General features: G+C 70.3%; 12 protein-coding genes and 1 other RNA gene. 2 read left to right on the forward strand and 11 right to left on the reverse strand.

The features are described from left to right. Positions 1-32 precede the first annotated feature (32 nt). Both OG230_RS13590 and OG230_RS13595 read right to left on the reverse strand, forming a co-directional pair. Positions 33-683 carry a hypothetical protein gene (locus OG230_RS13590; RefSeq protein ID WP_328910457.1) on the reverse strand — a complete coding sequence of 217 codons (651 nt, stop codon included), beginning with the start codon at positions 681-683 and terminating at the stop codon, positions 33-35. A 166-nt stretch (positions 684-849) separates the two neighbouring features. Continuing rightward, positions 850-1,821: a LysR family transcriptional regulator gene (locus OG230_RS13595; RefSeq protein ID WP_328910458.1), complete on the reverse strand. Its 972-nt coding sequence runs from the start codon at positions 1,819-1,821 to the stop codon at positions 850-852. Between the two features lie 82 nt (positions 1,822-1,903). Here OG230_RS13595 and OG230_RS13600 point away from each other — a divergent pair, with 82 nt between their 5' ends. Further along, complete coding sequence (locus OG230_RS13600; protein ID WP_328910459.1) at positions 1,904-3,145, forward strand: MFS transporter; 1,242 nt, start codon at positions 1,904-1,906, stop codon at positions 3,143-3,145. An 89-nt stretch (positions 3,146-3,234) separates the two neighbouring features. On the opposite strand, the gene ssrA is transcribed toward OG230_RS13600, so the two are convergent. The 5 genes from ssrA to ftsE form a co-directional block, all read right to left on the reverse strand. Continuing rightward, positions 3,235-3,623: a transfer-messenger RNA gene (gene ssrA / locus OG230_RS13605) on the reverse strand. 88 nt (positions 3,624-3,711) lie between these two features. Continuing rightward, positions 3,712-4,200: an SsrA-binding protein SmpB gene (gene smpB, locus OG230_RS13610; RefSeq protein ID WP_328910460.1), complete on the reverse strand. Its 489-nt coding sequence runs from the start codon at positions 4,198-4,200 to the stop codon at positions 3,712-3,714. Between the two features lie 18 nt (positions 4,201-4,218). Further along, the gene (locus OG230_RS13615) at positions 4,219-5,409 is read right to left on the reverse strand and encodes a S41 family peptidase (protein WP_328910461.1); all 1,191 of its coding nucleotides are present in this window, start codon (positions 5,407-5,409) and stop codon (positions 4,219-4,221) included. A 67-nt stretch (positions 5,410-5,476) separates the two neighbouring features. After that, on the reverse strand, positions 5,477-6,397 hold the full coding sequence (gene ftsX, locus OG230_RS13620; RefSeq protein ID WP_328910462.1) for a permease-like cell division protein FtsX: 921 nt from the start codon (positions 6,395-6,397) through the stop codon (positions 5,477-5,479). A 23-nt stretch (positions 6,398-6,420) separates the two neighbouring features. Continuing rightward, positions 6,421-7,110: a cell division ATP-binding protein FtsE gene (ftsE, locus tag OG230_RS13625; RefSeq protein WP_014046319.1), complete on the reverse strand. Its 690-nt coding sequence runs from the start codon at positions 7,108-7,110 to the stop codon at positions 6,421-6,423. A gap of 280 nt (positions 7,111-7,390) precedes the next feature. Between ftsE and OG230_RS13630 the strand changes: the two genes are divergently transcribed. Next, positions 7,391-7,591, forward strand: coding sequence for a hypothetical protein (locus OG230_RS13630; protein ID WP_328910463.1), 201 nt, complete (start codon positions 7,391-7,393; stop codon positions 7,589-7,591). Positions 7,592-7,691: 100 nt separating this feature from the next. Here the strand turns inward: OG230_RS13630 and OG230_RS13635 are convergent, their stop codons facing one another. The 4 genes from OG230_RS13635 to OG230_RS13650 form a co-directional block, all read right to left on the reverse strand. Beyond that, complete coding sequence (locus tag OG230_RS13635; protein ID WP_328910464.1) at positions 7,692-8,597, reverse strand: hypothetical protein; 906 nt, start codon at positions 8,595-8,597, stop codon at positions 7,692-7,694. Positions 8,598-8,945: 348 nt separating this feature from the next. Then, positions 8,946-10,052, reverse strand: a complete 1,107-nt coding sequence (gene prfB / locus OG230_RS13640; RefSeq protein WP_328910465.1) for a peptide chain release factor 2 — start codon at positions 10,050-10,052, stop codon at positions 8,946-8,948. Between the two features lie 82 nt (positions 10,053-10,134). Continuing rightward, complete coding sequence (locus tag OG230_RS13645) at positions 10,135-11,373, reverse strand: serine/threonine-protein kinase (protein ID WP_328910466.1); 1,239 nt, start codon at positions 11,371-11,373, stop codon at positions 10,135-10,137. A 154-nt stretch (positions 11,374-11,527) separates the two neighbouring features. After that, entirely contained in the window at positions 11,528-13,204 is a 1,677-nt protein-coding gene (locus OG230_RS13650; RefSeq protein WP_328910467.1) for a serine/threonine-protein kinase, read from the reverse strand. Between the last annotated feature and the right edge of the window lie 296 nt (positions 13,205-13,500).

Consider the following 13,500-nt stretch of genomic DNA (forward strand, 5'->3'; position numbering starts at 1 on the left):
TGGTGCGTGACCCGCGGGGCGGGGGGTGTCATTTACTGGGCGCCTTCTTGTTCATCCACCGGCGGAACTGTCGTCTCGACGGGCGGGTCCGGGCTTTCCGAGGGCTCCACGGGCGACGAGGAGCTGGGGACGGGCGAATCGGAGGCCGAGGCCGGAGCGGAGGACCGCGAAGGCTCCTCGGCGCCCTGGGAGGACGCGACGGGCAGCGACACCCGGTCGGCCGGGCCCGGCCCGGCCGGGACGGGGTCGGAGCCGTTGGCGGACTGCGGTGCGCCGCTGGGAACGGCCTGCTCCGCAGAGGGGGTGGCGCCGGGACCGGTGGGTCCGGAGCTCGTCTCCGTGCCCGTGGACTCGGTCGGGGCGGGCTGCACCTCGACCTCGGCCGACTTCTCCTGCTGCCCCGAGATGGGCAGCCAGGGCGCGCTGGAGTTGCCGCCGAGGAGTGCGACGACCAGCGTCACGGCGTAGCCGGCGCAGATCGCCGCGAGCAGCCAGCCCACACGCCGGAGCGACTTGCTGCGCCGGCCGCTCTCGTCGACGAAGACCGGGCCGTCGGAGCCTTCCGGCGTGCCCGGTTCTATGGCCAGTTCGGAGAGTTGTCTTCCGAGGCCGTCGAGTTGGAGTGTGACCTCGTTCGGCTCATGCGTATGCCCGGTTCGGGTACCTTCACGCCAATTTTCCACAGGTGTACGCACATCCCCCACTCAATGAACCGGGAGCAAGCGGAATGACCGGTTTCGCGCGGTCGGAAGGGGCCCCAGCCCTGCCCACGCACATCAGTCCCAGTGCACCCGGACCATGAATGTAGCGCACGTCGCGGACCCTGAAGCTCCGGTACCGGGGTGTTGTTCAGGAACGGTGACGCATCAGTGACGCATCGATTTCCGGCAGCCAAGATCCAGATGGACGCACCATCCACCCCTCCTCCTCCGCCAGTTGGGCGACCGCTGCGCGCAGAGCGGACAGACCGGGGTGAATCAGACCGTCGCGCCAGACCATGACGAGGGGCGACAGCGGTACGGGCCGGACCAGCGGGCGGACCACGGTTCCGGGTATCGGCGGAAAGTCGACGACCGCGAGCACGGGGTTCCCCGACTTGGCCATCACCCTCTGGAATTCGGCCACTCCGACGGCGAGCGGGACGGGCGCGGCGAGCACGACGGACCACTCGTCGAACAGCAGCCGCGCAAGGTCCGTCCACTCACGGGTGCGCTCGTTGCCCGCACCCGCGTAGACGGTTTCACCGGCCAACTCCCCCATCGCCACGACCTCGCGTCCGGCGAGTGGATGATCACGGGGCAACAGGAGGGCCATCGGCTCGTAGCGCACGGGCTGCACGGAGAGCCGGGCGCGCACCGCCGGGTCGAGCCCGGCGGCCCGACCGAAGGAGACGTCGAGCCGCCCGGCGAGCACCTCACCGGCCGCCCAGGTCAGACCGCTCTCGAAGCGGGCCATCAGTTCGCACTCCGGAGCCAGCTCCCGCGCACGGGCCAGCACCCGGGCCGCGGTCATGCCGTCGGTGTTGAGGTCGACGAGCAGCGGCCGGGCGGCCGGGTCGCCGAAGGCGGCGGCCAGACCGTCCTGGGCGTCCAGCACCCGCCGGGCGTACGGGAGGAGCCGCTCACCGTCCGCGGTCAGGGAGACCTGCCGGGTGGTGCGTACGAAGAGCTCGGCGCCGAGCTCGCGCTCCAGCCGGCGGATGTCCCTGCTCAGCGCCTGCTGGGCGAGGTAGAGCCGGGCCGCTGCGCGGGTGAAGTGCAGCTCCTCGGCCACCGCGAGGAAGGCGCGCAGGAGCCGGGGATCGATGTCGGAGGTCGCCACGCGCAGAATTTACAACACAGGTGCGTTAATCGGGAGAACAAGGTGTTGGACCGCACGGACCGGGCGCCACGACGCTTGGCGCATGCCTCCCGACACCGCCACCGGTACCGCCGCCCCGACAGAACGGGCCGGGTACGGCCACGCCCCGGCGTCCCCGGTGTCGCGGCGGCCGTTCGCACCGTACCGTCAGCTGCTCGCCGCCCCCGGCGTCCGCGCGTTCACCGCGGGCAATCTGCTGGCCCGGCTGCCCATGGGAATGTTCAGCGTCAGCGCGGTCATCATGATCGCCGGGGCGCACGGCTCGTACGCCCTGGCCGGCGCGGTCACCGCGACCGGTCTCGCCGCCACGGCCGTCGTCGCGCCCTGGACCGCACGGCTCGTCGACCGGTACGGCCAGGCCCGGGTCGCCGTACCGGCCACCGCGACCGCCGCGCTCGGCTCCCTCGCCCTGGTGCTCTGCGTCCATTACGACGCCCCGGTCTGGACGCTCTTCGCCTCCTACGCCGCGACGGCCACCACACCCAACACCGGCGGCATGTCGCGCGCCCGCTGGGCGCATCTGCACCGCGGCGATCCGGCCGCCCTGCACACCGCGAACAGTTTCGAGCAGTCCGCCGACGAGCTCTGCTACATGCTCGGCCCGGTCCTGGCCGCGACCCTCTGCGGCGCCCTCTTCCCCGAGGCCGGCACCCTCGCCGGCGCGGTCCTGATGATGACCGGTGTCCTGGTCTTCGCCGCCCAGAAGGCGACCGAGCCCCCGGTGGCGCCCCGTACCCGTACCGCTTCCCCGTTCCGTACCGCCGGAATGCCCGCCCTGCTCGCCGCCTTCCTCGCCACGGGCGCGGTGTTCGGCGCCATGGAGGTCGCGTCCATCGCCCACGCCGGAGGCGCGATCCTCGCCCTCCAGGCGGCCGGGTCCTGTGCCGCGGGCCTGCTGTACGGATCGCTGCGGCCCGTGGCGGACGTCCGGCGGCGGCTGCTGCTCTGCCTGACCGGAATGACGGCGCTGATGTCCCTGCCGCTGCTCGCCGCCGCCTCGACCGAGTCGCGGCTGGTGCTCGCGGGCTGCCTCCTGCTGGCGGGCGCCGCGACCGCGCCGACGATGGTCACCGGGATGACCCTGGTGCAGCGCCTCACTCCCGAAGGACAGCTGAACGAGGGCATGACGCTCGCGGTCACGGCCCTGCTCGGTGGCATAGCCGCCGGATCGGCGGCGGGCGGCTGGACGGTCGAGCACGCCGGGACGGTGACCGCCTATGCGGTCCCCATGGGCGCGGCGGGCCTGGCACTGGTCGTCGCGGCGGCCGGTGTCCGGCGGCACTAGCGGGGACATCGGGGCCGGCGGGGACATCGGGGCCGAAAACACGAGGACCCCGTTGCCGGTGGGCAACGGGGTCCTCGTGTACATGGGAATTGTGGAGATGGCGGGAATCGAACCCGCGTCCAACGGTGCAGAACCAGGGCTTCTCCGAGTGCAGTTCGCTGCGCTTTTCTCGGCCCCGGAGATCTCGCGAACAAGTCTCCGACAGGCCCAGCCACTGTTTGATTTCCCACTGAACCCCGTGACCGGGCTCAGCGGTTTAGTCCCCTAGATTATGCCAGGGTCCGGGTCGGGAACACCCCCGGGCTGACACCCATTAAGGGTCCCTCACTCACTGCTTATTAGGCAGCGAGGGCGAAGGACTGGGAATCGCTCTTGGAATTGGCGATTATTGGTTGCGACATATGGTTTACGAGATCATTGCCGCTTCCTCGACTCGCTTCCCCTGCTTCGACATCCGCTGTCGAAACCGATCATCCCCATGTTTTTTTATCAAGGTGGTCCACACCCCGTGGGGTGCAGTTGCCATCGTACGTGACCAACGCACGACGGTGCCAGCCTATTCCTGCTCAGGCGCTGCGCTGACGTCGCCGGGCCGCCGAGATCGCACGGTTCGTCTCCCTCGTGTCCTGCTTCTCGCGGAGCGTCTGCCGCTTGTCGAACTCCTTCTTGCCCTTCGCGAGCGCGATCTCGACCTTGACGCGGCCGTCCTTGAAGTACAGCGCGAGGGGCACGATGGTGTGCCCCGACTCCTGCGACTTCGACGCCAGCTTGTCGATCTCGGCCCGGTGCATCAGCAGCTTGCGCTTGCGCTTGGCCGTGTGGTTGGTCCAGGTCCCCTGCACGTACTCCGGGACGTGGATGTTGTGCAGCCATGCCTCGTTGCCGTCGATCTGGACGAAGCCGTCCACCAGCGAGGCCCGGCCCATCCGCAGTGACTTGACCTCGGTGCCCATCAGCACCAGGCCGCACTCGTAGGTGTCGAGGATGTGGTAGTCGTGCCGCGCCTTCTTGTTCTGCGCGATCATCTTGCGCCCTGTGTCTTTTTCCTTGGCCATAGTGCGGTCATTTTCGCACTACGACCCACCCCCGAGGCCACTCAATACTGTCTCGGCCCGCTGCTGGGCCTCCGTACCGGCCACGAGGTCCGGGGTGATGCCCTGTCCGTCCACGCTGCGGCCCGTCGGTGTGCGGTAGTGCCCGACGGTCAGTTCGGCCACCGAGCCGCCCGCGAGCTTGCTCGGCATCTGCACGGAGCCCTTGCCGAAGGTGCGCGTGCCCACGGTGACGGCGCGGCCACGGTCCTGGAGCGCCCCGGTCAGGAGTTCGGCCGCGCTCATCGTGCCGCCGTCGACGAGGACGACGAGGGGACGGTCGGTGTCGCCCCCCGGTTCGGCGTTCAGGGCGCGCTGGTCGCCGTGCACGTCGTAGGTGGCGACGAGGCCGCCGTCCAGGAAGGCGGAGGCGGCGGTGACCGCCTCGGTGACCAGGCCGCCCGCGTTGGCGCGGAGGTCGAGGAGGATTCCGGCGTCCGGGTGGGCCGCGCGCACGGCGTCGCGGATCTCGGTGCCCGTCCCCTTGGTGAAGGCGGTGACCTTGATCAGGACCGCGGAGGACGGGGCACTGCCCAGCCGCCGGACCGTGACGGCCTCGGTGGAGAGCCTGGCCCGGCGCAGGGTCTCGGTCCAGCCGTGGCCGTCGCGCCGGAGGCCCAGGACGACCTCGGTGCCCGCCCGGGCGTCCGTGCGGTCCCCGCGCAGCAGGGCGACGACCTCGGCGACGGGACGCCGGTCGACCCGGTGGCCGTCGACCGTGCGCAGTTGATCGCCCTTGCGGATGCCCGCCCGGTCCGCGGGACCGCCGGGCTCGACACGGGACACGGTGACCGTCCCGCCGGCCGAGCGGCGGGCGGAGAGGCCGACACCGGTGTACGAGCCGTCGAGTGCCTGCTCGAAGTCCGCGTACTCCTGCTCGTCGTACACCGCGCCCCAGCGGTCCCCACTGCGGCTGACGGCGTCCTGGGCCGCGTCGGTGACCGACTTCCCGTCGGCCTCGGCCTCGGCGGCGGCGTCCTCGACCGCCTCACGGTCCCGGGGGTCCACGGCGGAGGCCACGGAGCGGGCCTGTATGCCGGGGTTCCTCCGGTCGTCCTGACGCGGCAGCGAACCGGTGGCGGCGGCGGTGGCGAGCACACACCCGAAGATCAATGTCAGGGCCGCCCCGCGGTGGAGACCGCGGGGCCCGAAGCGGTGCGTGGGGCCTGACATGGCGTCGAGTCTAGGACAAGGCCCCGGCGCCGCACGGCCGGTTGGCCGCGCGGCGCCGGGGCGCATCTCACACCTTGAGGTACTTGCGGAGCGCGAAGAGCGCCGCGAAGGCCGGCATCAGCAGGCCGATCGCGAGGACCAGCGGCAGCTTCGTGAGGACCGCGTCCCAGCCGATGAACTCGATCAGGTTCAGCTTCTCCTGGAGGGCGAGTCCACCGTCGATCAGGAAGTACCGGCCTCCTATCAGCATGAGGCAGGCGAGTACGCCACCGATCAGTCCGGCGAAGGCGGCCTCCATGATGAACGGCATCTGGATGTAGAAGCCGGAGGCGCCGACGAGCCGCATGATCCCCGTCTCCCGTCTGCGGCTGAACGCCGAGACGCGGACGGTGTTGACGATCAGCATCAGCGCGATGACCAGCATCAGCGCCATGACGAAGAGCGCCACCTTGTTCATGCCGTTCATCAGCCCGAAGAGGTTGTCCAGAATGGATCTCTGGTCCTGGACGGACTGCACGCCGTCACGCCCCGCGAAGGCGGTGGCGACGACCTTGTACTTCTGCGGGTCCTTCAGCTTGACCCGGAACGACTCCTGCATCTGGTCCGGCGTGATGTTGCCGGCCATCGGGGAGTCGCCGAACTGCTCCTGGTAGTGCTTGTACGCCTGGTCGACCGTCTCGAAGAGGACCGGCTTCTCGACGGCGTCCATCTTTTCGAGATCGGCCTTGATCTCCTTCTTCTGCTGAGGAGTGACCGCACCCTTGGCGCACTTGGGTACGTCCTTGGCGTCACTCTTGTTGCAGAGGAAGATCGAGACGTTGACCTTGTCGTACCAGTAGGTCTTCATCGAGCTGACCTGGTCGCGAATCAGCAGCGCACCGCCGAACAGGGCGAGCGAGAGGGCGACAGAGACCACCACGGCGAAGGTCATCGTGAGGTTGCGACGGAGACCGACTCCGATCTCCGACAGGACGAACTGGGCGCGCATGGCGTCCTTTCAGTACTCGATGCTCAGTGCTGGTAGCCGTAGACGCCGCGCGCCTGGTCACGTACGAGACGGCCCTGCTCGAGCTCGATGACGCGTTTGCGCATCTGGTCGACGATGTTCTGGTCGTGGGTCGCCATGATCACGGTGGTGCCGGTCCGGTTGATCCGGTCCAGCAGCTTCATGATGCCCACGGAGGTCTGCGGGTCGAGGTTGCCGGTCGGCTCGTCGGCGATCAGCAGCATGGGACGGTTCACGAACGCGCGCGCGATCGCCACGCGCTGCTGCTCACCACCGGAGAGCTCGCCGGGCATCCGGTCCTCCTTGCCGCCGAGACCGACGAGGTCGAGAACCTGGGGCACCGCCTTGCGGATCTCTCCGCGCGGCTTGCCGATGACCTCCTGCGCGAAGGCCACGTTCTCGGCGACGGTCTTGTTGGGGAGAAGGCGGAAGTCCTGGAAGACCGTGCCCAACTGGCGGCGCATCTGCGGCACTTTCCAGTTGGACAGCCGCGCGAGGTCCTTGCCGAGCACATGAACCATGCCCTGGCTGGCGCGCTCTTCACGCAGGATCAGCCGCATGAAGGTGGACTTGCCGGAGCCGGAGGAGCCCACCAGGAAGACGAACTCACCCTTCTCGATGTCGAGTGACACATCCCGGAGCGCAGGACGGCTCTGCTTCGGGTAGGTCTTGGAGACGTTGTCGAATCGGATCACGGATGCACCACGGTCGGCCGGGAGTAGGTGAGCGTGACCATACGCGAACCGGGCTCGCGCGTGCAGGCGGGCTCCGGCAATGGGTGATTTGTGACGCCCGGAAAGGGCAAATCAGGCGCCCGGAAGCCCGTCCGGGACCGGGTCCGGCGGTACGTTGCCCGGCGGGCCGCGCCGAAATCCTCGCGAGCTGGCACAGTGGTAGGGGGAACGGTCGTGTTTCCCGGAGCGTTGTGCGGAGAGAACGTGTATGCGGCTCCGCCGCGCGGGAGGAGGAAAGCGCATGACCTATGACCGACTGGTGTGCGCGAACTGCGCGGCGCCCGTGAACGAGGGCCGCTGCCGTGTCTGCCGGGCCGTGCGCCAGCAGATGGAGCAGGAGCGGGAGCAGGGACCGTTCGCCGGGCTGAACCCCGCGATGCTGATCGCGCTCATGGTGCTGCTGGTCGCGGTGCTCGCGCTGGTGGCACAGCAGGCCGCGTAGAGCGCTCCGGCGCGCCTCCCCAGAGGCCGTGCGACATACAGAGGGACCCGGTCCGCTTGCGCGGGCCGGGTCCCTTCGTGCTTACGTACCGCTGACCGCCTTAGGCGACCGTACGGCCGTTCACCAGGCGCGGAAGGATCCGGAAGCCGATGCCGCCGGCGATCATCGTCGCGGCGCCGACCAGCAGGAACGTGATCTCGGCCGCACCGGTCTCGGCGAGCTCGTCCTTGCCCTTGCCCTGCTCGACCGGCTGGTTGCCGACGCTGTCCGTGTCGGTGTTGTCGACACACTCGGCGCCGTCGAGGTCGACGGTGCAGGTGCCCGCGCCGCCATCGGTGCCGGAACCGGAGGTACCGGTGCCGCCGGCCTGCTGGCCCTCGGAGCCGTTGCCGCCGTTCCCACCGTTGCCGCCGTTGCCGCCATTGCCACCGTTGCCGCCGTTGCCGCCGTTGGCCGCGTCGCCACCGCCCACAGCAGCGTCGCCGCCGCCCACAGCAGCGTCGCCGCCGCCTACAGCCGCGTCGCCACCACCGACGGCAGCGTCACCGCCACCTACAGCCGCGTCGCCACCGCCCACAGCAGCGTCGCCGCCGCCTACAGCCGCGTCGCCACCACCGACGGCAGCGTCACCGCCACCTACAGCCGCGTCGCCACCGCCCACAGCAGCGTCGCCGCCGCCTACAGCCGCGTCGCCACCACCGGCAACGTCACCGCCACCAGCCACGTCGCCACCACCAGCCACGTCGCCACCACCGGCAACGTCACCGCCGCCGGCCACGTCGCCACCACCGGCAGCGTCGCCGCCGCCGGCCGCGTCTTCGCCCTCGAAGGCGTCGATGCCGACTTCCAGGCCCTGCTCGTTGGCTTCGGCCTTCACGCCGATGCCGGCGACGTCGACGCCGATACCGACGGCCTGAGCCGCACCGGCAGCGGTGAGCGAGGCGCCTGCGGCGATTACCGCACCTGCGGCTATCCGCGCGACGCGGACTCGCGTCTTCTTGGTCATCTGCTGCTACCCCCAGTAGCTGTTCTGATCATGGAGCAGCCATATGCGGGGCCACGGCCCTGCGGGGTAGCGCTCTCGGCAGGGCCACTTCGTGCCGTGGTCATCCCGCCCGCCCCCGTTCGCACCCGTCCCAGACATACGCATGCTGCTAAAGCACCCTGTCCAGAGTTAAGGATTACGTCAAGGCCGTTTCGTGTAATGCGCACCGGTATGGGGGTTCTTGACAGTCATTCGGAACCACGACTGTGACGCATTCACCACGCCGCCCCCTCAACTTCCCCTGGGCCGGAACATGGAGAAGCCCGGGCGGCCGACGGCCACCCGGGCTCAACTGCTCGGTGCGTGGGGCTACTTCTCGCTCTGCTTGCGCCAGCGGATACCGGCCTCGATGAAGCCGTCGATCTCGCCGTTGAAGACCGCTTCGGGGTTGCCCATCTCGAACTCCGTACGCAGGTCCTTGACCATCTGGTACGGGTGCAGGACGTACGAACGCATCTGGTTGCCCCAGGAGTTGCCGCCGTCGCCCTTGAGCGCGTTCATCTTCGCCTGCTCCTCCTGGCGGCGGCGCTCAAGGAGCTTCGCCTGGAGGACGTTCATCGCGGACGCCTTGTTCTGGATCTGCGAGCGCTCGTTCTGGCAGGAGACGACGATGCCGGTGGCCAGGTGGGTCAGGCGCACCGCGGAGTCCGTGGTGTTGACGCCCTGACCGCCGGGGCCCGAGGACCGGTAGACGTCCACGCGCAGCTCGGACTCGTCGATCTCGATGTGGTCGGTCTGCTCGACCACCGGCAGCACCTCGACGCCCGCGAAGGACGTCTGGCGGCGGCCCTGGTTGTCGAACGGCGAGATCCGGACGAGCCGGTGGGTGCCCTGCTCGACGGAGAGCGTGCCGTACGCGTACGGCACCTCGACGGCGAAGGTGGTCGACTTGATGCCGGCCTCTTCGGCGTACGCCGTCTCGTAGACCTCGGTCTTGTAGCCGTGCCGCTCGGCCCAGCGGATGTACATGCGCTGGAGCTTCTCGGCGAAGTCGGCGGCGTCGACGCCGCCCGCCTCGGCACGGATGGTGACCAGGGCCTCACGCGCGTCGTACTCGCCGGAGAGAAGGGTGCGGACCTCCATCTCGTCCAGCGCCTTGCGCACCGACTCCAGCTCGGCCTCGGCCTCGACGAGCGCGTCCGCGTCGCCCTCGTCCTCGGCGAGCTCGAACATGATGCCGAGATCATCGATGCGGCCACGCAGGGCCTCGGTCTTGCGGACCTCGGCCTGGAGGTGCGAAAGCTTGCTCGTGATCTTCTGTGCCGCCTCCGGGTCGTCCCAGAGGGACGGCGCCGCAGCCTGCTCCTCGAGCGCGGCGATGTCCGCCCTCAACGCATCCAGGTCCAGGACGGCCTCGATCGACCCCATGGTGGAGGAGAGGGACTTCAGCTCTTCGGAAATATCGACGACTGCCACGGGTCCAGCGTAACGGCTGGACGAGTGAAGCTGTCCCTCCCCCGGGGACGGGCCTCTGTTCGCCCCCGGGTCCGGACAAGATCTAGGGCGATGCGGGCGCCGAGTTCTTCGTGTCCTGCGGGGCGGTGTCCGTGCCGTCGCCGCCGCTGGCCAGCCAGCCGCCCACACCCACCGCGGCACCGAGGACGAGCGCCGCCACACCCAGGGTGATCCGCCGCTTACGGACCGCGGCCGATTTGTTGCGGGCCGAGCCGGGGCGCGGACGGCCCGGCGCGCGCGGGGCGCGCGCGGTGCCGAGCGGGCCTCCGGCCAGCTCGTCGGGGCCCGGGACGCGCATGCTCGTGTGGGTGTCGCGGTTGGAGTCCGGGGAGGAGCCGGGGACGAGCGGGACGGCGCCCCGCCTGCGGGGCTCCTCGGCGGCCGGGGTGTACTGCTGCTCGTCGTAGATCTGCGGTTCCGGCTCGTTGTCCGGCTCGTCCACGTCCAGCGGCGGGATGCCGGCCAGCAGCGGAAGCAGCTCGCGCAGCCTGGCCGCGAGCTCGGAGGCGCGCAGCCGGGAGGCCGGCGCCTTGGCCAGGCACTGGACCAGGAGCTGCCAGAGCTCCTCGGGGATGCCCGGGAGGGGGACGACCGTCTCCGTGACGTGACGGCGCAGGACGGCACCGGGGTGGCCGCCGCCGAAGGGCGTGAAGCCCGCGAGGAGCTCGTACAGGACCGTCGCGAGGGCGTATATGTCGACGGCGGCGCGCGGCGGGAGGCCCTCGACGATCTCGGGGGCCAGGTAGTCCGGCGTTCCGATGATCTTGGTGGCCTTGGTGCGCCGAGGGGTGTCGATCAGCTTGGCGACGCCGAAGTCGGTGAGCAGGGCCGGGTGCGAGCCACCGGGGCCGAGCGGGCCCTCCATGTCGAGCAGGATGTTCTCCGGCTTGACGTCGCGGTGGACCACCCCGGCGGCGTGCGCGGCGGCCAGGCCGTCCGCGACGTCCGCGATGATCGCGACCGCCGCCTCGGGGGCGAGCCTGCGCTCCCGGTCGAGACGGGTGCGCAGATCTGTGCCGCGTACGAGATCCATGACGAGCGCCAGGTCGGTGCCGTCCACGACGAGGTCGCGGACGGCGACGACGTGCGGATGGTCGAGTCCGAGCAGGGCGGTGCGCTCCTGCACGAAGCGGCCCACGAGCTCCTGGTCGGACGCGAGGTCCTCGCGCAGCAGCTTGATGGCGACCGGGCCTTCCGGCCCCTCGCCGAGCCACACCGTGCCGGCGCTGCCGCGCCCCAGGATCTGGTGGGCGGTGTACCGGCTGCCGATATTCCGTGCCAAGACTGCTCCCTCAGCGGCTGGCGGTGGACCCCCGGTCGACAAAGTTACGCGGCGATCGGGGTGTTGCGTGCCTTGGATGGCGCCAACCTCGACTTCTGCGGGGGAAATTGCCCCGCAGAAGTCGACATAGCTACAGAATCGCCGGTCTCCGGCGTCAGTTGCCGGCCTTCTCGACGCTGTCGGCGGCGTTGCCCAGCTCCGAGACCCAGTCCGTCACGGTGGTGATCGCGTCGCCGATCGCCTCCCAGTAGCTCTTGCCCTGGGCCACCCAGTCCTGGAGCGGCGTCAGTTCCCAGATCAGCCAGCTCGCGACGATCAGCAGCACCACGGTGAACAGGCAGCCCTTCAGGCAGCCGAGTCCCGGGATGCGCATCGGGTTGGCGCTGCGCTGCCTCGGCTGCCGGGGAGCCGGCTGCTGGGGCGGAGGCTGCTGCGGCGGCGCGTACTGCTGGCGCTGCTGCGGCTGGTTCTGAGGCTGGTGCTGCTGAGGCTGCTGGTAGCGCTGGGGCTGCTGCTGATACTGCTGGCGCTGCGGGGGCTGCTGGCGCTGTTGCTGCTGCTGGGGCGGCTGCTGCTGGCGCTGGGGCCGGCGGCGCAGCGGGTCCTGGCTCGGGTCGAGGTACTGGACCTGCGTCTGCTCGTTGCGGTCGCGCGCCGCCTGGAGCTGCGACTGCCAGGGGTGCGGGCCGTCGGGCTCCGGAGGGCCGTCGGGGCGGGGCGGTACGGGCGGCATGACGGAGGTCGGATCGGCGCCGCCCGCCCCCTGGCCGTATCCCTGTCCCTGGTTCGGGCCCGGGTTCTGCCGCATGACGCTGGTCGCGGCGGCGGGGTCGTAGGCGTTCGGGTCGTACGAGCCCGCGTTGCTCGGCAGCACCTGCGTGGGGTCGGCCGCGCCCGGGGTCTCCGGCACCGCGGCGGGTGCCGGGTCGGGGGCGAGCAGGGCGCCCACGCCGTCGGCCGCGGCGATCTGCGCGGAGTTGGCGTGCACGCCGATGCCCGCGGCGACGGTACGCAGCGCCCGGGCGAGGTTCTCGGCGCTCGGCCGCTGGTCGGGGTCCTTGCGCAGGCAGCGCTCTATGACCGTCCACAGCGGTGCGGGCACCGTCGTGGGGCGGCGCGGCTCCTCGCTGAGGTGCCGGTGCAGGACTTCGAGTGCGGTGCCGCCCGCGAAGGGCGGACGGCCGGTGACCAGCTCGTACAGCAGGATGCCCGCGCCGTAGATGTCCACGGCGGAGGTCTGCGGGCGGCCCTCGGCGGACTCCGGCGCCACATAGGCCGGCGTGCCGACGAACTCGTGGGTCCGGGTCAGGCCCGGGGAGTCCGCGAGCCGCGCGATGCCGAAGTCGGTGAGCATCGGGTGCATCTGACCGTTGCGCTCGTCGAGCAGCACGTTCGCGGGCTTGAGGTCGCGGTGGACGACGCCGTCGGCGTGGCTGGCGGCGAGCGCGTCCGCGATCTGTGCGGTGAGGAGGGAGGCGGCGACCGGGGTGAGCGGGCCGTTCTCGCGGAGATAGCGGTGCAGGTCGGGACCGTCGATCAGGTCCATGACGAGGGCGAGGAGATCGCCCTCGACGACCAGGTCCCGGGTGCGCACGATGTTCTCGTGGGTGAGCCGCAGCAGCACGGAGCGCTCGCGCAGGAACCGCATCACGACGTCCGCGTCGTTGGCGAGCTCCTCCTTGAGGACCTTGATCGCAACGGTCTCGCCGGGCTGGCCCGCGACGGCCGCCTCGGCGCCCGCGGTCTCCCGCTGGCGGGCTCGCCAGACGGTGCCGGTGGCGCCGCGTCCGAGCGGCTCCTCCAGGAGGTACTTGCTGCCTACAGGCCGCACGTCATGCGCTCCCTGCTGATCATGGTGCTTGCGGTCCGCCGGGCCTGCCCGGATGTTCCGGCCCACTCTAATGCCGTCGAACGGGCCGTCGGCCGGTCGTGTTCCGGTCGTGTTCCTGCTGTGTCCTGTGTGTCCTGGAGTGTGTGGGGAGAAGACGCAGCGCACGCGCGGATGGTTGCCGAACGGGCGCGCAGAACGGCTCCCCGGAGTGCGGCAGGGATCACGCCGGACGCTTCGAGCCCGACCCAAGCAGGCACTTTTACGCCCACAGCCGACCATTCAAGATCACTTAGTGC

The organism is Streptomyces sp. NBC_00234 (assembly GCF_036195325.1).
GTDB lineage: Bacteria > Actinomycetota > Actinomycetes > Streptomycetales > Streptomycetaceae > Streptomyces.